This window comes from Aureimonas sp. Leaf454 (assembly GCF_001424685.1).
In the GTDB taxonomy this organism is placed as follows: Bacteria; Pseudomonadota; Alphaproteobacteria; order Rhizobiales; family Rhizobiaceae; genus Plantimonas.
In genome coordinates, this window is the sequence record NZ_LMQT01000001.1 from 418,707 (window position 1) to 444,844 (window position 26,138).

Annotated in this window: 19 protein-coding genes; 8 read left to right on the forward strand and 11 right to left on the reverse strand. The window is 67.1% G+C overall.

Translation table 11 applies throughout. The features are described 5' to 3' along the window. Positions 1-284 precede the first annotated feature (284 nt). The gene (locus tag ASG43_RS01865) at positions 285-2,081 is read left to right on the forward strand and encodes an acyl-CoA dehydrogenase C-terminal domain-containing protein (RefSeq protein WP_056500968.1); all 1,797 of its coding nucleotides are present in this window, start codon (positions 285-287) and stop codon (positions 2,079-2,081) included. A 119-nt stretch (positions 2,082-2,200) separates the two neighbouring features. Then, on the forward strand, positions 2,201-3,409 hold the full coding sequence (locus ASG43_RS01870) for an acetyl-CoA C-acetyltransferase (RefSeq protein ID WP_056499573.1): 1,209 nt from the start codon (positions 2,201-2,203) through the stop codon (positions 3,407-3,409). Positions 3,410-3,454: 45 nt separating this feature from the next. Here ASG43_RS01870 and ASG43_RS01875 read toward each other — a convergent pair whose 3' ends face one another. Then, positions 3,455-4,240, reverse strand: a complete 786-nt coding sequence (locus tag ASG43_RS01875; protein ID WP_056499575.1) for an EAL domain-containing protein — start codon at positions 4,238-4,240, stop codon at positions 3,455-3,457. 182 nt (positions 4,241-4,422) lie between these two features. Between ASG43_RS01875 and ASG43_RS01880 the strand changes: the two genes are divergently transcribed. Together ASG43_RS01880 and ASG43_RS01885 are read left to right on the forward strand one after the other, a co-directional pair. Next, complete coding sequence (locus tag ASG43_RS01880) at positions 4,423-6,621, forward strand: FAD-dependent oxidoreductase (protein WP_056499576.1); 2,199 nt, start codon at positions 4,423-4,425, stop codon at positions 6,619-6,621. Between the two features lie 221 nt (positions 6,622-6,842). Next, the gene (locus ASG43_RS01885) at positions 6,843-7,349 is read left to right on the forward strand and encodes a coiled-coil domain-containing protein (RefSeq protein WP_056499578.1); all 507 of its coding nucleotides are present in this window, start codon (positions 6,843-6,845) and stop codon (positions 7,347-7,349) included. 146 nt (positions 7,350-7,495) lie between these two features. On the opposite strand, the gene ASG43_RS01890 is transcribed toward ASG43_RS01885, so the two are convergent. After that, a complete protein-coding gene (locus ASG43_RS01890) occupies positions 7,496-8,572 on the reverse strand; it encodes a YihY/virulence factor BrkB family protein (RefSeq protein WP_056499581.1) in 1,077 nt (358 codons plus the stop codon). Between the two features lie 220 nt (positions 8,573-8,792). Here ASG43_RS01890 and ASG43_RS01895 point away from each other — a divergent pair, with 220 nt between their 5' ends. The 3 genes from ASG43_RS01895 to ASG43_RS01905 all read left to right on the forward strand — a co-directional run bounded on the left by ASG43_RS01895 (position 8,793) and on the right by ASG43_RS01905 (position 11,005). Beyond that, on the forward strand, positions 8,793-9,410 hold the full coding sequence (locus ASG43_RS01895; RefSeq protein WP_056499583.1) for a 2-hydroxychromene-2-carboxylate isomerase: 618 nt from the start codon (positions 8,793-8,795) through the stop codon (positions 9,408-9,410). Between the two features lie 154 nt (positions 9,411-9,564). Further along, positions 9,565-10,218 carry a helix-turn-helix transcriptional regulator gene (locus tag ASG43_RS01900; RefSeq protein ID WP_056499586.1) on the forward strand — a complete coding sequence of 218 codons (654 nt, stop codon included), beginning with the start codon at positions 9,565-9,567 and terminating at the stop codon, positions 10,216-10,218. Positions 10,219-10,264: 46 nt separating this feature from the next. Continuing rightward, complete coding sequence (locus tag ASG43_RS01905; RefSeq protein WP_156386345.1) at positions 10,265-11,005, forward strand: thermonuclease family protein; 741 nt, start codon at positions 10,265-10,267, stop codon at positions 11,003-11,005. A gap of 90 nt (positions 11,006-11,095) precedes the next feature. Here the strand turns inward: ASG43_RS01905 and ASG43_RS01910 are convergent, their stop codons facing one another. Both ASG43_RS01910 and ASG43_RS01915 read right to left on the reverse strand, forming a co-directional pair. Further along, positions 11,096-12,766: a lysine--tRNA ligase gene (locus tag ASG43_RS01910; RefSeq protein ID WP_056499590.1), complete on the reverse strand. Its 1,671-nt coding sequence runs from the start codon at positions 12,764-12,766 to the stop codon at positions 11,096-11,098. Positions 12,767-12,891: 125 nt separating this feature from the next. Then, positions 12,892-13,698 carry a transporter substrate-binding domain-containing protein gene (locus ASG43_RS01915; protein ID WP_244487950.1) on the reverse strand — a complete coding sequence of 269 codons (807 nt, stop codon included), beginning with the start codon at positions 13,696-13,698 and terminating at the stop codon, positions 12,892-12,894. Positions 13,699-13,873: 175 nt separating this feature from the next. On the opposite strand from ASG43_RS01915, the gene ASG43_RS01920 reads away from it, so the two are divergent. Continuing rightward, the gene (locus ASG43_RS01920; RefSeq protein ID WP_056499592.1) at positions 13,874-15,982 is read left to right on the forward strand and encodes a glycosyltransferase; all 2,109 of its coding nucleotides are present in this window, start codon (positions 13,874-13,876) and stop codon (positions 15,980-15,982) included. Here the strand turns inward: ASG43_RS01920 and ASG43_RS01925 are convergent. From ASG43_RS01925 to hemN, 7 genes are all read right to left on the reverse strand, one after another. Further along, on the reverse strand, positions 15,873-17,909 hold the full coding sequence (locus ASG43_RS01925; protein ID WP_056499594.1) for a diguanylate cyclase: 2,037 nt from the start codon (positions 17,907-17,909) through the stop codon (positions 15,873-15,875). The genes ASG43_RS01920 and ASG43_RS01925 overlap by 110 nt on opposite strands. 134 nt (positions 17,910-18,043) lie before the next feature. Then, a complete protein-coding gene (locus tag ASG43_RS01930) occupies positions 18,044-18,760 on the reverse strand; it encodes a helix-turn-helix domain-containing protein (protein ID WP_056499596.1) in 717 nt (238 codons plus the stop codon). A 72-nt stretch (positions 18,761-18,832) separates the two neighbouring features. After that, positions 18,833-19,309 (reverse strand): response regulator, encoded by a 477-nt coding sequence (locus ASG43_RS01935; protein ID WP_156386347.1) that lies wholly within the window; start codon positions 19,307-19,309, stop codon positions 18,833-18,835. Between the two features lie 215 nt (positions 19,310-19,524). Then, a complete protein-coding gene (gene fixJ, locus ASG43_RS01940; protein ID WP_056499599.1) occupies positions 19,525-20,145 on the reverse strand; it encodes a response regulator FixJ in 621 nt (206 codons plus the stop codon). Positions 20,146-20,151: 6 nt separating this feature from the next. Next, entirely contained in the window at positions 20,152-21,699 is a 1,548-nt protein-coding gene (locus ASG43_RS01945) for a PAS domain-containing sensor histidine kinase (RefSeq protein WP_056499601.1), read from the reverse strand. Between the two features lie 401 nt (positions 21,700-22,100). Further along, positions 22,101-24,119, reverse strand: a complete 2,019-nt coding sequence (locus ASG43_RS01950) for a diguanylate cyclase (RefSeq protein WP_056499604.1) — start codon at positions 24,117-24,119, stop codon at positions 22,101-22,103. Between the two features lie 383 nt (positions 24,120-24,502). Next, entirely contained in the window at positions 24,503-25,954 is a 1,452-nt protein-coding gene (gene hemN, locus ASG43_RS01955) for an oxygen-independent coproporphyrinogen III oxidase (RefSeq protein ID WP_244487951.1), read from the reverse strand. Positions 25,955-26,138: the final 184 nt, after the last annotated feature.

Genomic DNA, 26,138 nt, shown 5'->3' on the forward strand with positions numbered 1-26,138 from the left:
GGCCGGTGCTCTCGGTGGCGCATCGACGCGTCGCCGGTGTCCCGCGCGACGCGTCGATGCGCCACCATCGGCTCGGCTGACCGGGGACGCGACGCCGACAGCCCTCTGTCGGGCGGACTGACGCTCTCCCTCGATTTTCCCCAACGCCCTCCCCCGCCACCGCTCTCCCCTGCCGATCCCGGCATGGCCCGCTCTTGTGCCGATCCCGGCATCGGCGTATATGCCTTCCCATTGACGTAAACGTCAAAGTTATGATGCGCCACGTCGCATAGGGAGAGATGCGCATGCCGGTCTATCAGGCCCCCGTCGCCGATACGCTCTTCGTCTTGAACGATCTGCTCGGCCTGCAGCGATACGACAATCTTCCCGGATTCTCGGATGCCTCGCCCGACGTCGTCGAGGCGATCCTCGGCGAAGCCGGCCGTCTGGCGTCCGAAGTGCTCCAGCCGCTCAATCAGGTCGGCGACCGCGAAGGCTGCACGCGCCATTCCGATGGCACCGTGACGACGCCGAAGGGCTTCGACGCAGCCTATCGCCACTTCCGCGAGGGCGGTTGGGGCGGATTGTCCGTCTCGCAGGATTTCGGCGGACAGGGACTTCCGCACACGCTGTCGGCCGCGGTCAACGAATACATGTCGGCCGCCAACATGGCCTTCGCCATGTATCCCGGCCTGACCGCCGGCGCGATCGCCGCGATCGTCCAGCATGGCACGGACGAGCAGAAGCAGGCCTACCTGCCCAAGATGGTCGAAGGCGCCTGGACGGGCACCATGAACCTCACCGAGCCCCATTGCGGCACCGATCTCGGGCTTCTTCGCACCAAGGCCGTACCCGCCGAAGACGGCGCCTATCGCATTTCCGGGCAGAAGATCTTCATCTCCGCCGGCGAGCACGATCTCTCCGAGAACATCATCCACCTCGTCCTCGCGCGCATCGAAGGCTCGCCGGAGGGCGTCAAGGGCATCTCGCTCTTCATCGTGCCGAAGTTCGTGCTGACCGACGCCGGCGAACCCGGCGCGCGCAACGGCGTGTCGTGCGGATCCATCGAGGAGAAGATGGGCATCCACGGCAATGCGACCTGCGTGATGAACTACGACGGCGCGACCGGCTACCTCATCGGCGAGAAGGACAAGGGCCTGCGGGCCATGTTCACGATGATGAACGAAGCGCGCCTGGGCGTCGGCATCCAGGGCCTCGCGGTCTCGGAAGCCGCCTATCAGAACGCCGTCGTCTACGCCCGAGAGCGCATCCAGGGCCGCTCGCTCTCCGGCGCGAAGGCGAGCGATCGGGCGGCGGACCCGATCATCGTCCATCCCGACATTCGCCGGATCCTGATGACGATCCGCTCGATCAACGAAGCGGGCCGCGCGCTCGTGCTGTGGACGGCGCTGAAGGGCGACCTCGCCCACCTCGCCGAAGACGAAAAGGAGCGTCAGGCCGCCGACGACTGGATGGGCCTGATGACCCCGGTCATCAAGGGCGTCCTCACCGACAAGGGCTTCGACAACGCCGTCATGGCGCAGCAGGTCTATGGCGGGCACGGCTACATCCAGGAATGGGGCATGGAGCAGTTCGTGCGCGACGCCCGCATCGCCCAGATCTACGAGGGCGCGAACGGCATCCAGGCGCTCGACCTCGTCGGTCGCAAGCTTGCGCTGAACGGCGGTCGGGCGATCCAGGCCTTCTTCGCCGAGGTCAACGCCTTCTGCGAGGAGCATCGCGCCGACGAGGCCATGGCGCCCTTCACCAAGGGCATCCACAAGGGCTCCAAGGATCTCGGCGCGGCCACGATGTGGCTGATGCAGAACGCGATGGCCAAACCCGACAATGCCGGCGCGGGGTCCACCGACTACATGCACCTCTTCGGCCTCGTCGCGCTCGGCTACATGTGGGGCCGGATGGCGAAGGTCGCCCAGGAGAAGCTGAAGGCCGGCGCCAACGGCGATGCTGCCTTCCTCGAGAGGAAGCTCGTCACCGCCCGCTTCTTCATGGAGCGCCTGATGCCGGAGACCTCGGCCCACCTCGCCCGCATCTCGGCGGGCGCCGATTCCATGATGGCGCTGGACGCCGACGCGTTCTGAAACAGGTTCGTCCGTTCCCATGCGGGCGAACCTATGCTCCGATAACTCACTCGCGCGTTCTCGCGGACGCGACAGGCCGTTGCGAGATGGCGCGGCTTCACCATGACGGGAGATGCCTGATGACCGAAGCCTATATCTACGACCACGTCCGTACGCCCCGTGGCCGCGGCAAGAAGGACGGCGCGCTCCACGAGGTTCCCGCGGTGCGCCTCGGCGCCAAGGTTCTGGAGGCCCTGCGCGACCGCAACGGGATCGACACGGCGAAGGTCGACGACATCATCTACGGCTGCGTCGATCCCGTCGGCGAAGCCGGCGCGGTGATCCCCAAGGCGTCCGCCTTCGAGGCCGGCTACGACTTCAAGGCGCCGGGCGTCCAGATCTCGCGCTTCTGCGCGTCGGGCCTCGATGCGGTCAATCTGGGCGCCGCCAAGATCGCCTTCGGCGCCGATGATCTCGTGATCGCGGGCGGCGTGGAATCCATGTCGCGCGTCGGCATGGGCGCGGCGGGCGGCTCCTGGTTCATGGACCCCTCCGTGGGCATTCCCTCCTATTTCATGCCGCAGGGCGTCTCGGCCGATCTCATCGCGACGAAATACGGCTTCTCCCGCGACGACGTCGACGCCTACGCCGTGGAGAGCCAGAAGCGGGCCGCCCGCTCCTGGGAGGAAGGCCGCTTCGCGAGGTCGGTGGTGCCGGTTCTCGACCAGAACGGCATCGTCATCCTCGACCGCGACGAGCACATGCGTCCCTCGACCGATATGCAGTCGCTCGGCAGCCTCAACGCCTCCTTCGCCATGCCCGGCGAGATGGGCGGCTACGACGCGGTCGCCATCCAGGCCCATCCCGAACTCGAGGGCGTCAACCACGTCCACCATGCCGGCAACTCGTCCGGCATCGTCGACGGCGCGGCGGGCGTGCTCCTCGGCTCCAAGGAGGGCGGCGCGATCCTCGGCAAGGCGCCGCGCGCGCGCATCCGCGCTTTCTCCAACATCGGCTCGGATCCCGCGCTGATGCTGACCGGGCCCGTCGACGTGACCGAGAAGCTTCTGGCGCGCGCGGGAATGCAGCTGTCGGACATCGACCTCTTCGAGCTGAACGAGGCCTTCGCGGCGGTCGTCCTGCGCTACATGCAGGCCTTCGACATCCCGCACGACAAGATCAACGTGGCCGGCGGCGCCATCGCCATGGGCCATCCGCTGGGTGCGACCGGCGCGATGATCCTCGGCACGGTGCTCGACGAACTGGAGCGGCTGAACAAGACCACCGCCCTCGTCACGCTGTGCATCGGCGCCGGCATGGGCACCGCGACGATCATCGAGCGGGTCTGAGGCCGTTCGGGAATGGTCGCCCGGTTCTCCCCTGCCAGAGTGGGATCAGCCGGCGGCGCGACGCGCCGGCCGGACGGCATCCGCGCTGCCGGCGGAGATCGGCGGCAGAGCCTCGAAGGCCGGCCGGGCGAAGTAGTAACCCTGGAAGAGACGGATGCCGGCAGCCCGCAGCGTCGTGAACTCGGCCTCCGTCTCGATTCCCTCCGCGAGGATCGTGATGTCGAGTTCGCGCGCGATATGAAGGATCGCGGCGACGATCGCCTGGCGGGCGCGACTGGTGTCCACGCCACGGATCAGCTTCATGTCGATCTTGACGAGGTCCGGCTGGAAATCGGCGAGAAGGCCGAGACCCGCATAGCCGGCGCCGAAATCGTCGATCGCGGTGATGAAGCCCTGGCGGCGGTATTCCGTGATGATCTTCGTGAGATGGCCGGTATCGGCGATCTCCTCGGCCTCGGTGAACTCGAACATGATCGAGGCCTGGGGGAAGCGATGCGTCCTCGCAGCGGCGAGCGTCGCGCGAAGACAGGCGGCCGGCTCGTAAACGGCGTTGGGCATGAAGTTGATCGACAGCTGGACGTCGGAGCCGGTCGGGAACAGCAGGGCGGCCAGTTCGATCGCCTTGACGCGGCAGGCCTGATCGAAGCGGTAGCGTTGATCATCACCGACGCGGGACAGGATCTCGTAGGCGCCTTCTCCGGCCGTGCCGCGAATGAGCGCCTCGTAGCCCCAGACGCGCTCGGCGGCGGTGTCGTAGATCGGCTGGAACGCCATCGAGAAGTTGAAGTCGAGTTCGGTGCCGGAACGGCAGCCCTCGCAGCCCTGTGTCATCGTCGTCAGTCCGTCGGATACTATCGATGACGAACCATGACATCGGAGCGTTGAAATCTTTCTGAACTCTGCGGAGACGGACGCGAAATTCGGTCGACCGGATCGCGGAAAGTACAGTGCCACCTACCGTCGCCTCACGCAGACAGCCACATGACCTCGATACAGTCCGGGAGACAGATACGATGAAGAACTTCACCATCGAGACCGACAGCGACGGCTTCGCCCTCATCACCTGGGACATGCCCGACCGGTCGATGAACGTCTTCACCGAGGAGGTCATGCGCGAGTTGGACGCGCTGGTCGACCAGGTCGTCGGCGACGCCGCCATCAAGGGCGCGGTGATCACGTCGGGCAAGACGGGCAGCTTTTCCGGCGGCGCGGACCTGAAGATGCTGCGGGGGATGTTCGACGCCTACCAGGCGAAGGTCGAGACCGACCGGCCGGCCGCGGTCGCCGAACTCTTCGAGCGCGCCGGAGCCATGTCCTGGATCTACCGCAAGCTGGAGACGTGCGGAAAGCCCTTCGTCGCGGCGATCAACGGCACCTGCATGGGCGGCGCGTTCGAACTGGCCCTCGCCTGCCATGCCCGCGTCGCGGCGAGCGAGGCCAAGATGGGCCTGCCCGAGGTCAAGGTCGGCCTCTTTCCCGGCGCCGGCGGCACCCAGCGCGTTCCCCGCCTCACCGACACGCAGTCCGCGCTCCAGATGCTGCTGAAGGGCGAGACGCTGTCCGCCTCCAAGGCCAAGGCCATGCGGCTCATCGACGAGGCCGTGCCGCTGGCCGATCTCGTCGACAAGGCCAAGGCGATGCTGAGGGCCGGCGTTCCCGCCGTGAAGCCCTTCGACCAGAAGGGCTTCAAGCTGCCGAGCGGTCCCGTCTACTCGGCGCAGGGCGCGCAGCTCTGGCCGGCCGTCGCCTCGCTCTACCGCAAGGAAACCCAGGACAATTATCCCGGCGCGCGCGCCATCGTGAAATGCGTCTACGAAGGGCTTCTCCTGCCCATCGATCAGGCGCTGAAGGTCGAGCAGCGTTATTTCGCCGAGGTCCTCCAGACGACCGAGGCGGCCATGATGATCCGCTCCCTCTTCGTCTCGATGCAGGACCTCGGCAAGGGCGCCCGCCGGCCGAAATCGGTCGGCCCGAAAACGGTCGCCAAGGTCGGCATCATCGGCGCCGGCTTCATGGGCGCGGGAATCGCCTATGTCTCGGCCAAGGCGGGCCTGGAAGTCGTCCTCATCGATCGGGACCAGGCCGCTGCCGACAAGGGCAAGGCCCACAGCCAGGGCATCGTCGAGAAGCTCGTCGGCCAGGGCCGTTCCTCCAAGGAGGATGCGGCCGCCCTTCTCGGCCGCATCCAGGCGACGCCGGACTATGCCGCTCTCGCCGACGTCGATCTCGTCGTCGAGGCGGTCTTCGAGGACAAGGACGTGAAGGCGGATGTCACCAAGAAGGTGGCAGCGGTCCTGAAGCCCGGCGCGATCTATGCCTCCAACACGTCGACCATTCCGATCTCGATGCTGGCGGAGGCTTTCCCCGAGAAGACGCGCTTCATCGGCATCCACTTCTTCTCGCCCGTCGACAAGATGATGCTGACCGAGGTGATCCTCGGCAAGGAGACCGGCGACGAGGCGCTTGCCGTAGCCCTCGACTTCGTGCGCGCGATCAAGAAGACGCCGATCGTCGTCAACGACACCCGGGGCTTCTTCGCCAACCGCTGCGTGTTCCGTTACATCCACGAAGCCTACGACATGCTGATCGAAGGCGTTCCCGCCGCGATGATCGAGAACGCCGCCAAGGCCGCCGGAATGCCCGTCGGTCCCCTCGCCCTCAACGACGAGGTGGCGGTCGATCTCAGCCAGAAGATCCTGAAGGCGACGATCCGCGATCTCGGCGACGCCGCGGTCGACGCCCGGCACTTCGCGCTGGTCAACCGCATGGTGGACGACGAGGGCCGCCTCGGCCGCAAGGCCGGCAAGGGCTTCTACGACTATCCCGCCAAGCCCGCCAAGAAGCACCTCTGGCCGGGTCTGAAGGACCTCTTCGCGCAGAAGCGTCCGGAGGCGGTGAACTACGCCGAGCTGAAGCAGCGCTTCCTCGTGACCATGGCGCTGGAAGCGGCGCGCACGATGGAGGAAGGCGTCGTCACCGATCCGCGCGAGGCCGATGTCGGCTCGATCCTCGGTTTCGGCTACGCGCCCTATACCGGCGGCACGATCTCCTACATCGACGGGATGGGCACCAAGGCCTTCGTCGCGCTCTGCGAAACGCTGGCCGCGTCCTATGGCGAGCATTTCCAGCCGACCCCGCTCCTTCGCGAGATGGCGGCAAGGGGCGAGACCTTCTACGCCCGCTTCGCACCCGCCGACGCGAAGGCGGCGTAAGCGCCGGGAATGAGAACGGCGGAGGAGGCGATCGGCGCCACCTCCGCTTCGCTTAGGGTGATCGCTTCGCAAACCCATGTGAGCCAACCCGGCTGTCGGAAGGATGCGATCCTCTCCTTCGCACGATCAGACCCTGAAGCGACTGCCCTGCCGCATCGTTGATGCCGGCTTGACCGCGAGGTGCTTTCGCGCTGCACTGACCTCATGACCGGAACCACGCGATGAGCGCCCACAGCCTCGACACTCTCGCCATCGCGGGCAAGCTGAAGGCCGCCGGCTTCTCGGATCTCCAGGCCGAGGCGATGACGTTCGTGCTGCGGGATGCGCGCGAGGCAGACGCCTCGACGGCCGCAACGAAGGCCGATCTGCAGGCGATCCGAGTTGAGATCAAGGCCGATCTGCAGGAGATCCGCGCTGAGACCAAAGCCGATCTGCAGGCGATCCGAGCGGAGACCAAGGCCGATCTGCAGGCGATCCGAGCGGAGACCAAGGCCGAATTTCAAGCGGTCCGCGCCGAACTGCAAAATCTCGGAACCGAGCTGCGCGCGGAAATGCAGTCACATCGTCAAGAGACGAAAGCCGACATTCAGGCACTCGATCTGCGCTTGGAAGCCAAGATCGAGGCGGGCAAGGCCGATACGATCAAATGGGTGATTTCCGCCATCGGCTTTCAGACCATCGTCCTTGTCGGAGCGGTGGTTGCCATGTCGAGAATGTTCCAGCCTTAATGGAGAGCATCGTCCCAAGATCGGAGAGGATTTTGGGATAGACCGACGCGTTGAGTCACAGATCGAGGGCGTCGTTGGTGAATCCGAAAGGACGTACGGCGCTCTAAGCCGCGTCGACGCGACGCCATCGAGAATCGCGCGGCGACCTACAACGCTCCGTCGGCCCGCGCCTTCCTGAACTTCCCGAACAGGCCTTTCTTCTCCGGCACCGGCACGCGCCCGCGCGAGGAACTCTTGCCGATCGTGTCGGCCACGCGCGCGCCGCGCTCGCCGAGCGGCTTTTCCGGCAGGTCGGTCGTGTCCAGCGCGGTCTGGTGTTCCATCTCGGCGTTGATCTCCGCACCGATGATGAAGATGAGCGAGGACACCCAGACCCACATCATGAAGCCGATGACCGCGCCCAGAGAGCCGTAGGTCGCGCCGTAATTGGCGAAGTTCTGGAGATACCAGGAGAAGGCGATCGATCCGACCAGCCAGACGACGGAGGTCAGGATCGCACCGAAGATCACCCAGACCCAGCGGGCACGGTTGCGGCTCGGACCGTAGCGGTAGATCAGCGCGATCGAGGCGACGATGAGGACGAAGACGACCGGCCAGCGCATCGCCGCGATCAGCGAGTCCGTGAAGGTGGAGAGCCCGAACACCGCCATGACGGCGGGAACGACGCCGACCGCGACGATGAGGATGATCCCGATGAACACCGCTCCGAGCGTGAAGCAGAAGGCGACGAGGTTCAGCTTGAGGAACGAGCGCTTCTCCTGCTCGCCATAGGCGACGTTCATCGCTTCGAACAGCGTCTTGATCCCGTTGTTCGCGCTCCACAGCGAAAAGGCCAGACCGATGATGAAACCGCGCGAGAGGACCGTGATGTCCTGGGCGGCGAGACGTTCCAGTTGCGACTGGAGAAGCTCCATGCCCGCCTGGGGCAGGAACTGGCCGATAAAGGCGATGTGTTCCGCGATCGAGTTCGGATCCGCCACGAAGCCATAGAGCGAGACGAAGACGGCGAAGGCCGGGAAGAGCGCGAGCAGGAGATAGAACGTCGCCCCTGCCGCGATCAGCATGACGCGGTCTTCGAAGAACGAGAAGTAGAGGCGCTGCCCGATGTCGCGCCAGCCCTTGAAGGGAATCGAGAACGGACCCGTCGCGTCGCGCCCGCGTCCGGGCTCGGCGGCCCGGCGGCGCATTTCCTCGCTGGTGTTCTGTCCGAATCTCGGGCTCATGTCGCTCGTCGTGATCGCATCGGGACATTCATCGGGGCCGACCGTCGAGCCTCGTTCGACACCATAGCGGGCGAGAGGTCTCCTTCGCCACGGCCGGGTGCGTGTTTCTCCACGACAATGCCGCATTTCGGCCTGCGGTTCCGAAGCGCCCGTGGGCCGGTGGTTGCCGTCGACGGTCTCGGACCGGTATGGATGACCGCATTGAGCACGGGAGATCACCATGCCGGCCATCGACTACTACTTCACCTCGATTTCGCCCTTCACCTATCTCGGGCATGAGGAGATCCGCTCCGTCGCCGGTCGCCACAACGCCACGCTGCTGCCCAAGCCCATCGACCTCAAGGTCCTCTGGTCCGTGACGGGCAACCTGCCGCTCGCCCAGCGCCCGGCCCTCCGGCAGGATTACCGCATCATCGACCTGAAGCGCATCGCCGAGCGCCGCGGCCTGCCCATCAACGTTCGCCCCCGGCACTTCCCGGCGGACGGAACCTTCGCGGACCTCGCCACGGTCGCGCTCGTCCAGATGGGGCAAAATCCGCTCGATTTCATGGAAATGGTGTTTTCCGGCGTCTGGGTCCGCAACGAGGACATCGCCGATCGCGTGCAGATCGAGTCCTATCTCGAACGGCTCGGTCTTCCCGCGGCGGACGTCCTCGATCTCGCGCAAGCGCCGGAATCGGCGATCATCCGCAAGGCCAATTCCGATGCGGCTCTCGCGGCCCTCATCCCCGGCAGTCCCGGCTATGTCCTCAACGGAGAGCCCTTCTTCGGGCAGGATCGGATCGACGACCTCGAGCACGCTTTGGACAGCGGCAGGCCTCCGTTCCGCGCGGACTGATCCGGCGGAACAATCCAGCGCGGGAGAGATCCGCTCGGATGGGGAAAAACCGTCCGGGGGCTGGGGACCCCATCTGGACAATCGCCCCGTCTCGCCGTAAGACGAGGCGCTGAAGGTATTTATTCCTTCAATCATCCATTTTGGGACCCTGCGGATGTTCTCCCATGAACGGGTCTGGGCGGCGATCGACGGCTTGGCCGCCCGGCACAAGATGACCGCATCGGGCCTTGCGCGACGCGCCGGCCTCGACCCCACGACCTTCAACAAGTCGAAGCGAACGGCGACGGACGGGCGGCCGCGCTGGCCTTCGACGGAGTCGATCGCCAAGATCGTCGAGGCGACGAGCACCTCGCTCGACGAGTTCACGGCCCTCATGCGCGGCGGCCCGGAGGCCATGTCCGCGCAGCGTCCGGCGCCTCGCGCGGTGGTTCCGCTGATCGGCTTCGCCCAGGCCGGCACCGGCGGCTATTTCGACGACGGCGGCTTTCCCGTCGGGCAAGGCTGGGACGAGATCGCCCTGCCCCAGGCGGCGGGCGAAGAGCCGGTCTACGCGCTGGAGGTTTCCGGCGATTCCATGCTGCCCCTCTATCGCGACGGCGACATCGTCATCGTGGCGCCCGGCGCCTCGGTGCGGCGCGGCGACCGCGTGGTGGTGCGCACGCGCGGCGGCGAGGTGATGGCGAAGGTGCTGCAGCGCAAGACCTCCAAGACCATCGAACTCGTCTCGATCAATCCGGATTATCCCGACCGGCAGTTTCCGATCAGCGACATCGAGTGGATCGCACGCATCCTCTGGGCCAGTCAGTGAACGGGACATCTCCGGACACACACGCGAGACGGGTGAAGCTGTTTCCATGACCCCGACCGAAACCTCCGAGGAAACCCCCTCTCCGGCTCGCCGCATCACACTGATGGTGGCGGGGCTGGCACTCCTCGCGGGAAGCTTCGCCTTCGCCGTGCCGCGCCGCGCCGACATCGCCGCGTCGCTCGCGCCGCCGATGGTGCTCGACGTACCGACCGAGATGCCGGGCATGGAACCACCGGAAGCCGCCGAAACGGGGGAAGCCGCCGAGACGGGGCATGCGGCCGGCGGGATGTCCGCGCCACCCCGGCCGGAGACGGTGTCGCCGGAGGTTCCCGCCGAGACACCGGGCGACATCCCGCCCGCCGCGCCGGAAGCCGCGGCGCTCGATGGGGCGGCGTCGGGCGAGGTTCTGCAGGTCCTGACGCGGCCGATCGCCGTCGACACCTCGACCTTCCAGGTGGGCAAGGCCCGCGTGAAGCTCACCGGAATCGAGGCGCCGCCGGCGGAACGACGCTGCGAGCTGGCAGGCGGCGGAAGCTGGCCTTGCGGCGCCAAGGCGAGAACGGCCCTTCGCGGCTGGCTGCGCGCACGCTCGATCCGTTGCGAGGTGCCGACGAACTTCGCCGACAGCCAGTCGCTGACGGAGAGTTCCTGCACGCTCGACAACAAGGACATCGGCGCTTGGCTCGTCGAGAACGGCTGGGCGAAAGCGGCGGCGGGCAGCCGCTACGAGGAGGCCGAGGCCAAGGCTCGAACGGCGCGCCTCGGTCTCTGGGGCGACGGAAGCTGAGCCTGCCTCCTGCGCAGGCGCGACGTCTGCGCGAAAGATCGCGCCGGACGGCGGGGCATCCGCGGCGGCGGATCTCCCGCCATCCGCGGCCTATGCAGCCTTGTCGCCGAGCGTCCCATCGAGGGCGGACCGGATCAGGGCGCGCGTCTCGGCGATTCCGTAAAGCGAGACGAAGGAGCCGAAACGCGGACCGCGTTCCTGCCCGATCAGCGTCTGGTAGAGCATCTGGAACCAGCTTCCGGACACGCCGGGGCCGCCGTTGGGACCGGTCTTCTTGGCGTCCTGATAACGCTCGATCGGGCGAGCGACGTCGAGGATCGCATCCTGGATCGCATCGGCGTCGGCGGCGGGATCGAGCGCCGCGAGCTTGGCGTCGAGCGCTTCCAGCGCCTGGCGCTCCACCTCGTCCGGCGCGCGGAAGACCTTGGAGGGCTCCACGAAATCCTTGAAATAGCGCAGGGCATAGCCGACCAGCCGGTCGAGCTCGGGGGCCGTTTCCGGCGTCGTTCCCGGCGCATAGCGCGAGATGTAGCCCCAGAGCGTGCCCGTGTCGCCGGCATTGGAGGCGGAGACAAGGTTCAGAAGCATGGCGAAGGGCACCGGCGGTCCCGAGCGCGGCGCCTCTCCGGCATGGATGTGCCAGACCGGATTCTGAAGGAGCTGCTGCGGCGTCTGCTGCGACTGCGCGTCGAGAAAGTTGTAATACTCGTCCACGGCCTTCGGGATGACGTCGAAATGCAGCCGCTTCGCCGCCCGTGGCTTGGCATACATGTAGAAGGACAGGCTTTCCGGCGAGGCATAGGCCAGCCAGTCGTCGATCGTCAGGCCGTTGCCCTTCGACTTCGAGATCTTCTGGCCCTTTTCGTCGAGAAAGAGCTCGTAGTTGAAGCCCTCCGGCGGCGTGCCGCCGAGCGCCCGGCAGATCTTCGAGGACAAGGTGACGGAATCGATCAGGTCCTTGCCCGCCATCTCGTAGTCGACGCCGAGCGCGGTCCACCGCAGCGCCCAGTCGGCCTTCCACTGGCACTTCACCGCGCCGCCGGTGACGGGCGTCTCGATCCGCTCGCCCGTATCGGGGTCGAGATAGGCGATGGTGCCGCGCTCGGGATCGCGATCCACCATCGGCACCTGAAGCACGATCCCGGTCCTCGGATGGATCGGGAGAAACGGCGAATAGGTCGCGCGCCGCTCCGCCCCCAGCGTCGGCAGGATGATCTCCATCACCTCGTCATAGGCGCGGAGCATCTTCAGGAGCGTCTCGTCGAGCCGCCCCGACGTGTAGTAGTCGGTCGCCGAAGCGAAGTCGTAGGAGAAGCCGAAACGGTCGAGGAAGGCGCGCAGCCGCGCATTGTTCGCCGCACCGAACGAGGGATGCTCGTTCGAGAACGGGTCTGGCACGCGGCTCAGCGGCTTGCCGATGAAGCCTGCCATCATCTCCCGGTTCGGCACGTTGTCCGGCACCTTGCGAAGACCGTCGAGATCGTCCGAGAAGCACAGGAGCCGCGTCGGGACCTTGTCGGCGGTGAGGACGCGGAAGGCGTGGCGCACCATGGACGTGCGGGCCACCTCGCCGAAGGTCCCGATATGGGGCAGGCCGGACGGGCCGTAGCCCGTCTCGAACAGGACCTCGCCGTCCTTGGCCTTGGCATCGAGCCGCGCGACGAGCTTGCGGGCCTCTTCGAACGGCCAGGCATTGGAGCTCTGCGCCTCCGCGACGAGTTCGTCGCTGATGGTGATCGAACCGGGACCGGCGGCGCTCATGCAAAACCTCGAGAGATCAATCGGCCCGGATCCACCTCGATCCGGCCATGCCGTTCGTCTATGGCGGCCGTCCTACCGCGTCAACAAAGGCGCGCGGGCGGCTCGACCCGGAGCCTTGCGGCGGCTCAGTAGGCGCTCACCGGAAAATAGCGCAGGAGCAATTCGGAGAACGTGCCCTTGGCGACGATCTGCCCGAGGGCGTAGTCGAAGGCGCGTGCGAGATCGACGTCCTTGCGGGCGAACGCGATGGCGAGCCCTTCCCCGAGGAAGCGGTCGGACAGATAGGGTCCACCGGAAAAGGCGCAGCATCCGTTCGCCGCCTCGCTTTCGAGCCAGAAGGACAGATCGATCCCGTCGCCGAACACGGCATCCACGGCGCCGTTCCTGAGCGCGGTGAGCGCGGTGCTGCGATCGGCGAAGCCGACGCGCTGAACATTGGGAAAGAAGGCCCCGAGCATGGCCGCATGCGCGCTGCCGTCGACCGTCCCGATCTTGCGCCCCGACAGCGCCGGCTCCAGCGGCTCGGTCAAGGGCGCGTCCTTGCGCGTGACGAACCGGGCGGGGTAGCGCAGGTAGCTTTCCGTGAAGGCGAGACGCCGCCGGCTTTCCGGTGAGATCCCGATGCCCGCGATCACGGCCTCCGCGTCGCCCTTCTCGAGAAGGGGAACGAGTTCGGCGAAGGGACGCGCCTCGATCTGGCAGCGATCCACGATGTCGAGCTCCTCGCAGATCGCGCGGGCGAGATCCACGTTGAAGCCGCCGAGCCGACCGCGCGCATCGAGAAAATTGAACGGCGGATAATCCGTGCTGGTCAGAAACCGGATGCGCTCGCGGGGCGCAAGGACGGGCTTCGACAGCCTCTGGCGCTGATCCCAGAAATTGGGCGTCGAGACGGCCTGAGCCGCAACGGGAATCGCTCCAGTTGAAAGCAAGACATAAGATGCAATCAGAAGGTGAATCAAACGGGATCGAACTGCGCGTTTCGGTTCGTGTCTCACGGGTCGTTTCTCGTCGAGGATGTCATGGACGATCGTGCAATTCTTCGCTTCCGGTGAGCCGTGGACTTGATCGCACATCTCGGTCGGCATGCGTGACGAGGCCTCAGCCTTGGGCTACCCGTCGTTTGGCGGAGCTGGACGTCGGCTGGATGCTTCTCACGTTTCGGCGCAGGTTGAAAGCGTCGGGGAGCCGAGCGCGGCTTCCCGGATCCGGGACCTCCTTCGCGACCTCGGCATCGACGAGGCCCATCTCGACGAGGCCAGGACGGAGGCCGCGCGGAACGCGACCGATATCGCGCGGGAGCTCGTCGCCGCCCGTCGTGTCGACGAGGCCGTGCTCCTTCAGGCCATGGCCAAGACGCTCGGGATCGGCTTTCGCGACATATCCGATGCCGAGACGCTTCTCGCGACGCCGGCGCCCAACGCGGCCCAGAACATTCTGCGCACCTGCGGGCCTGAAGGAACGGTGCTGATCTACATCGCGCCGAAGCTGGAGGAACTCGATATCGTGGCACGCCTGCTGGTCCGCCGACCAGCCGCGCGCTCGGCACTGGCGATCACGACGACCGGTGAGATCCGCCGCCGCCGATCTGCCGAGACGGTCGACGAGCGCATATCCAGGGCCAGTCTCAGCCTGTCCGCCGAACGCCTGGACATCTCCGCCCGTCTGACGCTGACCGGCCAGCAGGGCGCCGCGCTCGCCAGTCTCGCCATCGCGGTCGTCCTTTCTGCCCTTCAGGATTGGGACCGACTGCTGCTTTATCTGCACGTCGCCTCGGGGATCGTCTTCTTCGCGCCGACGAGCCTTCGTCTGGCGGCGGCCCTGTCGCCGCCCAAGCGACCCCTTCCGCCGGAGCCGGAAGCCGGCGCGGTCCGCCCGATCTACAGCGTGCTCGTCGCCCTCCGGCAGGAAGACGAGGTCGTCGGCCATCTCGTGCGCTCGCTGGCATCCCTCGATTGGCCGCGATCCAAACTCCAGGTCCTCCTCGTTTGCGAAGCCGACGATCCCGACACGATCGCCGCCGCCCGCACCGCCATCGTCGACGAGCCGGGCTTCGAGATCGTGGTGACCCCGGTCTCGGCACCCCGCACGAAGCCCAAGGCTCTCAACTTCGCACTTCCCCTGGCCACCGGCGAGTTCGTCGTTCTCTACGATGCCGAGGACCGCCCCGATCCGCAGCAATTGGAGCTCGCCTGGCGCACCTTTCGAGCAGGCGACGATCGCCTCGCCTGCCTCCAGGCGGAACTTTCGATCGCGAACGGCCGGCAGGGCTGGCTCCCCGGCCTCTTCGCCCTCGAATACGCGACGCTCTTTCGCGGATTGCTCCCCTGGCTTGCAGCGCATGGTTTCCCGATCCCGCTGGGCGGCACATCCAATCACTTCCGCCGGGACCATCTCGTGGCGGCGGGAGCCTGGGACAGTCACAACGTGACCGAGGATGCCGATCTCGGCATCCGCCTCCATCGCCAGGGCTATCGGATCGGCACCCTGCGCAGCGCGACCGTCGAGGATGCGCCGCGCGACATCGGGGTCTGGTACGAGCAGCGGACGCGGTGGGTGAAGGGCTGGCTCCAGACCTATCTCGTGCACATGCGCGATCCGCGAGCGCTCTACCGCGATCTGGGCTTCAAGAGCTTCGCGATCTTCCAGATCCTCTTCATCGGGATGATCGCCTCGGCGCTCGCGCATCCGATCTTCCTCTACCTGATCGGCATGGCGATCGCGATCCTCGCCTACGGAGAGAGGGACGTTCCCTCGATCGACATTCTTCTCGCCATCGACCTCTTCAATGCCGTGGCCGGCGTGACGGCCTTCCTTCTTCTCGCCATGCGCACGATGCCGGGCCCCGAACGACGATGGCTCCTGCCGAACCTGTCCTGGATCTATGTCTACTGGATGCTCGTCGGAATCAGCACGGCTCGAGCCGTTTGCGAACTCGTTCGACGCCCGCATCACTGGGCAAAGACGCCCCATGCCCCTCCCTTCGTTCCCGACATCGCGGAAACCGACAAGGCTATCGCCCAAGACCCCTCATCGTCGGCCGGCGCCACGTCGCGAACGCTTGGCACGATCGGCGAGCGAGCGGGACGCGCGGTCCCCACGCCCCTCAGACCGACCGCTTCAGCGCCGGCAGCGGAACGTCGTTCGGAAAGGCTTCGATCGCGTCGCGCCCCCGAGCCTTCGCCTCGTAGAGCGCCTGATCGGCCTGCCGGATGAGGACGGCGGATGCCTCCTCGCGTCCGGCATCGAAGAGGCAGGCGACGCCGATGCTCACGGTCACCCGGCCATGTTCGCTGCCGCCGTGGACGATCGACATCTCCCGCACCGCGCGTCGCATCGCATCGGCCCGTTCGAGGGCGCCGGACAGGGTGGTGTTCGGCAGGATGGCCGCGAATTCCTCGCCGCCGTAGCGCGTCACGATATCGCCGGGACGTCGCGCCTCCGTGCGCAGGGCATGGGCGACGCGCTTCAGGCAGTCGTCGCCGGCCTGATGCCCGTAGCCGTCGTTATAGGCCTTGAAGCGATCCACATCGATGAGGACGAGAGCCAGGGGCGCCTGCGTGCGCGCGCAAAGGGCCAACTCGGTCGAGATGGTCTGATTGAACGTCCGGCGGTTCGGAAGCTGCGTGAGGTCGTCGGTCGAGGCCAAGCTCGCCAGCCGCTGGTTGGTGGCCTCGATGTGGTCTTCCATGGCCTTGCGATGGGTGGCGTCGCGGATGGCGAGCACCGCTTCGCCGCGCCCTTCGACGGCACGCCCCGCGACCTCCACCCACACGTCGTATCCATCACAGTGGCGGGCGCGATATCGGGCGGCCTGGAGCGTCTGACCGGCCCTGACGGCGGTCATGATGTCGTCGACGATGGGCCGGTCGTCGGGATGCACGACGTCGCGCATGAGCAAGCCGCCGAGTTCGGTCGGCTTGTAGCCGAGCAGCGGCAGGCTGGCTCCCGAAACGAACGTGTAGCGACCATCCGTGTCGACGCAGGTGATGATGTCGGTCGTGTTGTCGGCGACCAGCCGGTAGCGAGCTTCGCTGACGGCGATCGCCTGCTCGGCCTGCCGTCCCTTGTCGAGGGCGACGGCCATCGTGTCCAACTGAGAAGCCAGTTCCCGAAACTCGGGCGCCTGCCAGGTCTCGATACCGGTCAGCGCGTAGAACTGGCCGGCGCTGATGCGGGCCGCCGTCAGCGCCAGACGGCGGATCGGCCGGACCTGCATTTCGGAGCCGAGCCACGACGCCGCGCCGATCGCCGTGCTGAGCGCCAGCAAGGCGAGCAGGACAGCCGCGAAACTGCGCCAGTTCAGCGCCGACATGACGAGCGCGCGCGACTCGCCGACGAGGAGAACCAGCCCGGACTCACCGGCGGACCGAACCGGCGCGATCCCGTAGATCCGGACGGTTCCATCGACATCCGTCAGTTGCCGGACGCCGCCGGCCGCATTGTCCCGGACGAAGGACGCGGCCGGATGATCCGGCATCGCCGTGCCGAAGGCGACCGGCTTCGGCCAGCGCGCGAGGACGCGGCTGGTTTGCGATTCCAAGAGGAGGATCGATCGCTGGGACTTGCCCGACATTTCGCGGGCGATATCCTGGAGATGGCCGAGATTGAGCGAGGCGTAGATGATGCCGCTCGGCTCGTTTCGCACGCGTGGCAGCGGCATGGCCACGAAGACCGTCGGCCGCCCGGAATTGGCGCCGATGCGAAACTGTCCGACCGCGAAGTCCGTGGGCTCCATGGCGAGGACGCGGCGCCCGAAAACCGGGTCGGTGAAGGTCTCGAGCTTTCCCTCTCGACTGTGACAGGTGATCTCGCCCCGCGCATCGAGCACCCCGATCGTCAGGAACTGCGGATTGGCCGCGCGCATCGACATGAGGAAGGCATGGCAGGAGATCCCGCTTCCCCGGCGCAGTTCCGGAAGCTCGCGGAGAATCTCCAACCTGGCGCGCGCGTCGTCGAAGGCATGCGACACGCGATCCGAAGCAATTTCCGCGGTCTTGCGAACGTCCTTCTCCGCGGTCGCTGTCGCGTCTTCGTAGGAGTAGACGAGCCCGCCGATGACCAGAAGCAGAAAGGGCAGCATCGCGGCGGCGGCCAGGAGCACGAGGCGCGCCTTGATTCCGAGATCTTCGAAACGGGACATAAATCAGACCTAGGGCGCCACGCGATGGCGATGCGCAAAGGATGCCCTTCAAAGGTTGCACAAGCGTTCACCTCTCCCGAAATCGCGATCCGGACGACGTGAAGGCAGGGCAACGGTCGCCATGGGCGACGACGTCAGTCGAGGCGCGGCCCAAGGCCACCGCACTGCTCCGCCAGCCCCGCGAAGTCGCGCAGGACCACGTGCCGCGCACTCGGCAGTGCGATCAGTCCCTTGCGCTCGAACTGGGACATCGTGCGCGACACGGTCTCGATGGTGAGGGCCAGATAGTCCGCGATGTCCTGGCGGCACATGACGAGGTCGATCGCGCCGTCGGAGCGGCGCCGTGCGGCGATCTCGACCAGGAAGGAGGCGACCTTCTCCGCGGCCGTCGCCCTGCCCAAAAGAAGCGCATGGTCGCCGGCCCTGCGAAGAGACTTCAAGGCCATCGCGACGATCAGTGCCGCTCGGTCCTCGTCTGCGCCGGCCGACGCCAGTCCATGCCAGCGATAGGCGATCAGCGTGCAGTCCGACACCGCTTCGGCGGACCGCTCATAGGTCGCGCCCGACTCGAGGCCGAAGACGTCGCCCTCTTCGTGGAAGCCGTCGATCTGCCGTCGGCCGTCGCAGCGATACTTGCAGGTGCGCACGACGCCGCACACGACCTTGAAGAAGAAGCGCGTCGGATCGCCTTCGTCGTAGATTCCGCAGTCCTGCGAGAACTGAAGGACCTGGCCCGCCAGCGCCACGCCGCCGATCCGATCCTTCGTCGTCGACACGTCGAATGACGAGGACGTGGACGCGAAGAAGGTCGGCGAATGGGTCGAGGCAGAGTGCTTCGAAAGAGCGGACATCGGGCTTTCCCCTTGAGAACCGATATCCTTCGAGTAGCAAGAGCGACCGATCCGCGACATTCGGTCAGTCCACTACGGGGTCTTACGGATGGGGCTCGCCGCCATGTCGCCCGACGGATTGCCGGGATTTCGCAGAGGTCGGGACGCGACCGCTTCGCGCACGGCGCCTGCGAGCACGTCGCCGAGCAGCGGTTTTTCCAGAATGGTTCGGACATCGCGCAGCGCGGCGCGACGGCGAAGACGAGCGGAGTTCGTCTGGGTCGTCAGGATCCGCACCGCCAGGATCCCGCGCTCGGCAAGCCGGTCCGCGATGTCCAGGCCGTCGCCTCCGGGCATATGGTGGTCGACGATCAGGCAGGACGCGTGTGCGAGGTCGGGATGATCGAACAGTTCGGCGCCGTCGGCGCACGTGCCGACCAGCCATCCTTCCAGTTCGAGCGCGAACTTGATGGAATCCCGTACGGCGCGGTCGCCATCCGCAACGAGAACGATGTCTCTGGTCTGGACCATGTCCCGCTCCCCGGGGCAAGCGCCCACTGCGGCCGCCACGTCTGCAATCGGTCTACAGGTCTCCAGGCTGCACCGCCTTGATCAAACGCAAACGGACGTTGCACCGGATGGACGCAGACGCCGAAGCCGACGCCGAAGCCACGGGCGATATCGGTGCGCGGTGACGATGCCGTTTCAGAGAATGCGAAATCTCGAGCCGACGCGAGCCCGGGAGGAACGTCCCGGACTCGTCCGGAGCCTCGACGCGCGGCGCTCTACGCCGCTCCGGCCTGTCCGGCGAGCAGAGCCTTGCGCACGAGGTCGGCGAGGCTGGTCGCGCCGAGCTTCGACATGACGTTGGCGCGGTGAACCTCCACCGTGCGGTGGCTGATGCCGAGGTCGTGCGCGATCGTCTTGTTGGCATGCCCTTTCAGGAGTCCGTCGAGAACCTGCCGCTCTCGCGCGGACAATTGGCCGAGATCGCTCGAAGCCGCTTGCGCTTGCGCCGCCGGCTCCCGAACGCCGTTGCGCCGGGCGAGCGCGGCTTCGATCGCGCCGATCAAGGCCTCGTCGGAGAACGGCTTCTCGATGAAGTCCACCGCACCGGCCTTCATGGCTTCGACGGCCAGCGCGACGTCGCCATGGCCGGTGATGATCACGACGGGAAGATGCGGCGCCACGATCGTCAGCCGCCGCTGGAGATCGGTGCCGCTCATGCCAGGCATGCGAACGTCGCTGACCACGCATCCGGGCTGCAGGCCCTCGAGACGGTCGAGGAACGCGAGCGCCGACGCATAGGCGCGGACCGCGAAGCCGGCCGTGGAGAGAAGAAAGACGAGCGAGTGGCGAACGTCGTCATCGTCGTCGATCACATGGACGACCCCCTCGCTCGTCATGGACGTTCACGCGTCATGCATCGACTCCCCATCCATCCCCGTGAAGAGGATCATCCGGAACAGCGTGCCGCCCCCGGCCACGGGCTCGGCCGAAAGGCGACCGCCATGCGCCTCGACGATGGTGCGCGAGATCGACAGCCCGACCCCCAGTCCCCGCGCCTTGGACGTCACGAAGGGCTGGAACAGCCGGGCGGCGATCTCGGGCGCGATGCCGGAGCCGGTGTCGCCGACGGCGACCTCGACGGTGCCGCGATCAAGCCGCCGCGTCGACACGGTGAGGCGTCGGACGGGCGCATTCTCCATCGCCTCGACCGCGTTTCGCACGAGGTTGAGGAGCACCTGCTGGATCTGGACGCGATCGGCCAGCACGGTGTCGGCGGCGGCGTCGAAGGCGTAGGAAATCTCGATGCCGCTGACCCCGGCCCCGACGAGCCCCAGCGCGCAGGCCTCCCGGATCAGGGCCGGGAGGTCCTCCTTCTGCCGGTCCGTTTCCCCGCTCGCCACGAATTCGCGCAGGCGTCGGATGATCTCCCCGCCGCGCAGGATCTGCAGCGCGGCCTGTTCGACGGCCTCGCGCACCAGGTGCAGGCGGTCCGGACTGGCGTTCGCCAGGAGGCGCTTGGCCCCGTTCAGGTAGTTCGCCGTCGCCGTCAGGGGCTGGTTGAGCTCGTGGGCGAGCGTCGTCGCCATCTCGCCGAGGGCCGTCAGACGGGACATGTGGACGAGTTCGTCCTGCAACGCGCCGAGCCGCTTCTGGGATTCCTCGTGCTCGGTGAGGTCCCGGACGAAGCCGGTGAAGTAGCGACGTCCCCCGGCATGCAGCTCGCCGACGGTGAGCTGCAGCGGAAAGGTCGTGCCGTCCCGCCGCCGCCCCTCGACCTTGCGGCCGATCCCGATGATCCGCCGCTCGCCGGAGCTCAGATAGCGCGCGATGTAGCCGTCATGCCGGGCACCGTGCGGGTCGGGCATGAGCGTGCTCACGTTCTGGCCGACGGCCTCGTCGGCCGTGTAACCGAACAGGATCTCCGCCGTGGCACTGATGGATTCGATGACGCCCCCCTCGTCGATGAGCACCATCGCCTCCGGCACCGTATCCAGCACCGATCTCAGCCGGGCCTCGCTGGCCTCGAGACGCGCCTGCGCTCCCATGAAATCGGTCACGTCCCGCGCGACCTTGGCAGCCCCGACGAGCTGGCCGTCGGCGTCGTAGACCGGGGAATCGGTCAGGGAAACGTCGATGACGCGCCCGCTCTTTCGCCGACGCTTGGCGACGTAGAGCTCCACGCTTTTGCCGGTCCGGATGCGATCGAGGATCGTCTCCGACTGGTCCTCGGCGCCATCCGGGAACAGCATGGAGATATGACGTCCGATGGCTTCGGCCGCGGTGTAGCCGAAGATCCGCTCCGCGCCCCGGTTCCAGTCGGTCACGATGCCGTCGAGGGTCTCGCCGATGATCGCATCGCCCACCGACTGAGCGATTATCGCCCAGCGCCCGGCATCGACCTGCGCGGTCCTGCCGTCGACGTCGTCGGGCGAGCCTTGGAACGCGCTCACGCGATGCTCCCGTCCCTCGCCGGACCTCTCGGACCTGCCGTCGAGGCGACGTGGGTCGGCCCGACGCCGGCTTTGACGGACAGGACGCCGTCCGCGAGTTTCGATGATGCCGAACGATGAACCATCACGGACTGTTCGCCTCTCCGAGACATCCGAGGGCCGTCGCTGCCGGACGACGCTTTGCCATGGTCGGCTTCGCATGCCGGCCCTGGCTTACGGCAAGCACCGGACCCGTGCAAGGCGGGCAAGGAACCGGTCGGCCGGACGGACGCGACCGTCGAGAACAACGCAGAGAGCCGGCGCAGCGAAGCGGCGACGTCGGCCGGGCGTGACGCAGAGACGATCCGCGTCGCTACGCGGTTCGATGCCGGACAAGGACCGGCGCCAGGGCGCCGGCCGTCTCAGGCAAGATCCCTTGCCCCGGCCAGCTGGCGTCCTTCGACGACGCGATCCCGCCCGGCCTTCTTCGCCGCGTAGAGCGCCACATCCGCCTCGCCGATCAGATCGCTCGCGGCATGTTGCAGGGAGCCCGAAGGCCGCAGGACCGCCGTGCCGACGCTGACCGTCACGATGCCGTGCTCGCTGAGGAGATGCGGAACGGCAAGCTCGCGGACCGCCTCGACGATCCGGTTGGCACGGTTGCTGGCACCCGCGGCATTGGTGCCCGGCAGAATGACGGCGATCTCCTCTCCGCCGTAGCGTGCGGCGATGTCGGCGGGCCGCCGCATGGCGTCGCGGACGGCTTTCGAGACCCGGCGCAGGCACTCGTCTCCCGCCAGATGACCGTAGGAATCGTTGAAGAGCTTGAAGCGATCGATGTCGATGAACAGAAGGGTGAGATCGACGCCGTCGCGACGGCACCGCGCGATCTCCCGGTCGAGCGATGCATCGAAGCTTCGCCGATTGGCGAGGCCCGTCAGACCGTCCGTCGTCGCGAGTTCCGCCAGGACGCGGTTCGCCTGCTCCAGCTCCATCTCGACGCCCCGCCGGCGTGTGATGTCGCGCGCCGACAGCGTCATCCTGGCACCGTCGTCGTATGACCGGCCGCTCACCTCCACCCAGACGAAATGCCCTGCCTGATGGGCCATGCGATAGCGCACATCGGCGACGGCTCCGCCGGATCGGAGCGTGTCGAGCATCCCGTCCACCGCCGCCCCGTCGTCGGGATGTGCCGTCTCGCGGATCGGGCGCCCTATGAGCTCTTGCGGGTCCCGTCCGACAATGCACTTCGACGCCGGAGAGACGAAGGTGGGAACGCCATCGGCATCGAGGATCGCGATGAGGTCGGCGGTGTTCTCCGCCAGGAGGCGGAAGCGACTCTCGCTGGCCGCGACGGCCTCTTCGGCACGCCGCGCCGCGTCGAGTCGGACCGCCGCCGCGTTCAACGTGCGTCCGAGCGTGCGCAGCTCCGGCGGTTGCCACGCTTCCATCTCGATGCGGGCCTCGTTCTCCCGGCCTTCCAGGCGCTGCGCGAAACGGGTCAGCCGCTCGATCGGCCGGACCTGCGAGATCAGGCCGATCCACCAGACGGCGCCGAGAACCAGGGTCAGGACGGCGACGCCGATGATGCCCATCATCCAGGCGGTGCGCGTCTGAGGCCCCATGATGACGGCCCGGGGTTGCCCGATCGCCAGCATCATCCCGGTTTCGGCGCCACGCAGAGGTACGAAGGCATAGACCCGTTCGATCCCGTCGGGTCCTTCGGCCTCGACGATCCCGCCCGTCGGCTGGGCGGCCATCGCCGCGACGAGCCGACTGCCGACGAGCGTCGTTCCGAACGGCAGCAGAGTTTCGACCTCGCGCGGGATCGGGGGATCATGCGTCATCATGCGGCCGGCGCCGGGATGGACGAGGGTCATCGACAATCCGGCGGCCGACGCGCCCCCCTCGGCCACCTTGGTGAGGCGCTCGAAATTGAGCGAGACGAAGACCACGCCGCGTCGATCGGGCGCCAGCCTGATCGCGACGGCGACGGTCGGCTGGCCCGTCCTGCGATCGATCATGAAGTCGCCGACGACCATGCCCGTCGCCTGCGACGCCAGGGTACGCAGGGCAAGTCCGACGACGGACGGGTCGGTGTTCAGCGACGGACGAAGGCCGGACGAATGGCAGGAGATCGAGCCGCTTTCGTCCAAGACGCCCATCGCCAGGAATTGCGGATTGCCGGCGAGGAGCATCTGCAGCGACGCTTGGCAAGCCTCGCGGTCCGACAGGCCGACGGTGTCCTCGGCCTTTGCCGCGAGCAGCATCGATCGCGCGTTCTCGAAGAGGCCCTCGGGATCCTTGGCGGCCATCGAGGCCGTCCGCATCAGGTCGTCGCTCGCCAGGCGCAGCGTCGTCTCGTAGTTGGCGATCAGGCCATAGACGATGAGGCCGCCCAACGGCAGGACGGCGAGCACGATCAGAATGATCAGGCGCATGCGGGCGCCAACCCCCTGAAGGAAGCTTGTCACGGTCACGATCTGACATGCCTCCCCAGGCTCTGCGCCATGCGACGTGCAGAGAACTGCCCATCCGCATCGAAACTGGAATGCAACCGAGGCTGGACGCCGCTTGCAGGGTCCATCGGAGCGAATCAGCGCATCGAACGCGCTCGAACATGAGGTCACTCGATGCGCTGAGAAAGCGTACTTCTACCTAGAAACTCGCGCGGAAGGGGTCCGTGATGCACGAGTTGCACCACGGATCGCGCGTCGCTTCCGCAAAGGCCTGTGAGAATCCCGGAGAGCACGATCACTCGCTTTCCGGTTGCGTGGCACGACGGCGAGAGGGGGTCCCTCCCCGTCATCATCCCTCCTTCGTGTCACACCACGCGGCTGAAACCGGTGCCTTGTCCGTTCCGGTAGGCGTCGAAGACCTGGGCGACGAGGCGGGCGAAGGGCCGGCCGGTGCGCGAGACGGCCAGGACGCCGCGATCGAACGTGACCAGCCCGTCCGCCAGATAGGGCCGCAGCCGCGCCAGCTCCTCCGCGAAGCGACCGGCCTGCCCCGAAAGATCGACGCGGAAGTCGCACAGCAGGGCCTCGATGATCGCGCCGCGATCCCGGTCGTCGCGGGTGAGCGGCAAGCCCCGCCCGGTGGGAAGCGCGCCTCGCTCGAGCGCGCGTCGATAGGCGGCGATGTCGACCGCGTTCTGCACGAAGCCCTGGAAGAAGCGCGAGATGGAGGACGCGCCGAAGCCGAGGAGGGTCGGCCGGTCGTCGTCGGTGTAGCCCTGGAAGTTGCGGTGCAGGCGGCCGGCGCGCGACGCCACCGCCAGCGGATCGCACATTCGCGCGAAATGATCGACGCCGATCGGCTGATAGCCGCGCGCGCCGAGGCATCGCGCCACGAGCGCCGCCTGCCGCAGCCGTTCCTCGGCGCCCGGCAACGCCTCTGCATCGACGAGCCGCTGGTTCGCGCGGCGTGCCGGGAGGTGGGCATAGCCGTAGCAGGCGATCCGATCGGGCGCGAGATCGGCGACGGCCCGGCAGGTGGCCGCGATCGTCGTCTCGTCCTGGTGCGGCAGGCCGTACATGAGATCGAAATTGATGCCGGAGATGCCGGCCGCCCGCAGAACCGCGACCGCGTCGCGCACCGTCCGTTCCGGCTGAATGCGCCCGATCGCGGCCTGGACCGCCGGATCGAGATCCTGAACACCGAGGCTGACCCGGTCGATGCCGATATCGGCGAGCCCCCGCGCAAGCGAAGCGTCGACGTGCCGGGGGTCGAGTTCGATCGCGTGTTCGCGCAGGGCCCCGAGATCGAAATGCGCCTCCAACGTGGAGACGATGGACGCGATCCCGTTCGCCCCGAGGATCGACGGCGTGCCCCCGCCCCAGGCGATGCGCGCGACGGGCAGCCGCCGGGGGAGGACGGCGGCGGCGAGGCGGATCTCTTCGCGCAGGGCATCGCGATAGGCCTCGACGGGTTCCGCTCGCCGGATCGCCTTCGTGTGGCAGCCGCAATAGTGGCAGATCTCCCGGCAGTACGGGACGTGGAGATAGATCGAGACCGCCTCGCCCGGCGAAACGCGCGCGAGCCAACTCTCGTGGAGTTCGGGGTCGAGATCCCCGCGAAAATCCGCCGCGGTCGGATAAGACGTGTAGCGCGGCGCGGACAGGCCGGCGAACTGCGCCGCCGGACGAGGGCCGGAGACCCGTTCCCCGTCGCCGGGCGCCGCGTCGGATCGCGATGCCCCGATCGAGCGATCGGTGTCCTGAACCAGCCGGATGACGCGGGAGAACCCGTCCGGCGACATGGGTGTGTGAGGCATGGAACGCTCCATCGCAGCCTCCGCGAAATTCTGCGGCGCGGGCGATTGTGAAAGCGCCCGGCGCAGCCTCGCATTGATCAGGATCATCCGCGCATCGAAAAGGGCGCGTTCCTGCCGGAGGCGTGCAAGGCCGATCGATCCGTCCGGCCTCGCGGCTCCGCCGCTCCCGATCCTCGCGGATTGA

What these genes read in the sequence shown, in the direction of transcription:
- ASG43_RS01910 (WP_056499590.1), bottom strand. Translation starts at nt 12,766, where the DNA reads ATGAGCGCCGCCGGTCCCGGTTCGATCACCATCAGCGACGAACTCGTC.
- hemN (WP_244487951.1), bottom strand. Translation starts at nt 25,954, where the DNA reads ATGCCTCACACACCCATGTCGCCGGACGGGTTCTCCCGCGTCATCCGG.
- ASG43_RS01890 (WP_056499581.1), bottom strand. Translation starts at nt 8,572, where the DNA reads ATGAGCCCGAGATTCGGACAGAACACCAGCGAGGAAATGCGCCGCCGG.
- ASG43_RS01900 (WP_056499586.1), top strand. Translation starts at nt 9,565, where the DNA reads ATGTTCTCCCATGAACGGGTCTGGGCGGCGATCGACGGCTTGGCCGCC.
- ASG43_RS01870 (WP_056499573.1), top strand. Translation starts at nt 2,201, where the DNA reads ATGACCGAAGCCTATATCTACGACCACGTCCGTACGCCCCGTGGCCGC.
- ASG43_RS01950 (WP_056499604.1), bottom strand. Translation starts at nt 24,119, where the DNA reads ATGCGCCTGATCATTCTGATCGTGCTCGCCGTCCTGCCGTTGGGCGGC.
- ASG43_RS01880 (WP_056499576.1), top strand. Translation starts at nt 4,423, where the DNA reads ATGAAGAACTTCACCATCGAGACCGACAGCGACGGCTTCGCCCTCATC.
- fixJ (WP_056499599.1), bottom strand. Translation starts at nt 20,145, where the DNA reads ATGACGAGCGAGGGGGTCGTCCATGTGATCGACGACGATGACGACGTT.
- ASG43_RS01865 (WP_056500968.1), top strand. Translation starts at nt 285, where the DNA reads ATGCCGGTCTATCAGGCCCCCGTCGCCGATACGCTCTTCGTCTTGAAC.
- ASG43_RS01905 (WP_156386345.1), top strand. Translation starts at nt 10,265, where the DNA reads ATGACCCCGACCGAAACCTCCGAGGAAACCCCCTCTCCGGCTCGCCGC.
- ASG43_RS01930 (WP_056499596.1), bottom strand. Translation starts at nt 18,760, where the DNA reads ATGTCCGCTCTTTCGAAGCACTCTGCCTCGACCCATTCGCCGACCTTC.
- ASG43_RS01925 (WP_056499594.1), bottom strand. Translation starts at nt 17,909, where the DNA reads ATGTCCCGTTTCGAAGATCTCGGAATCAAGGCGCGCCTCGTGCTCCTG.
- ASG43_RS01895 (WP_056499583.1), top strand. Translation starts at nt 8,793, where the DNA reads ATGCCGGCCATCGACTACTACTTCACCTCGATTTCGCCCTTCACCTAT.
- ASG43_RS01885 (WP_056499578.1), top strand. Translation starts at nt 6,843, where the DNA reads ATGAGCGCCCACAGCCTCGACACTCTCGCCATCGCGGGCAAGCTGAAG.
- ASG43_RS01875 (WP_056499575.1), bottom strand. Translation starts at nt 4,240, where the DNA reads ATGACACAGGGCTGCGAGGGCTGCCGTTCCGGCACCGAACTCGACTTC.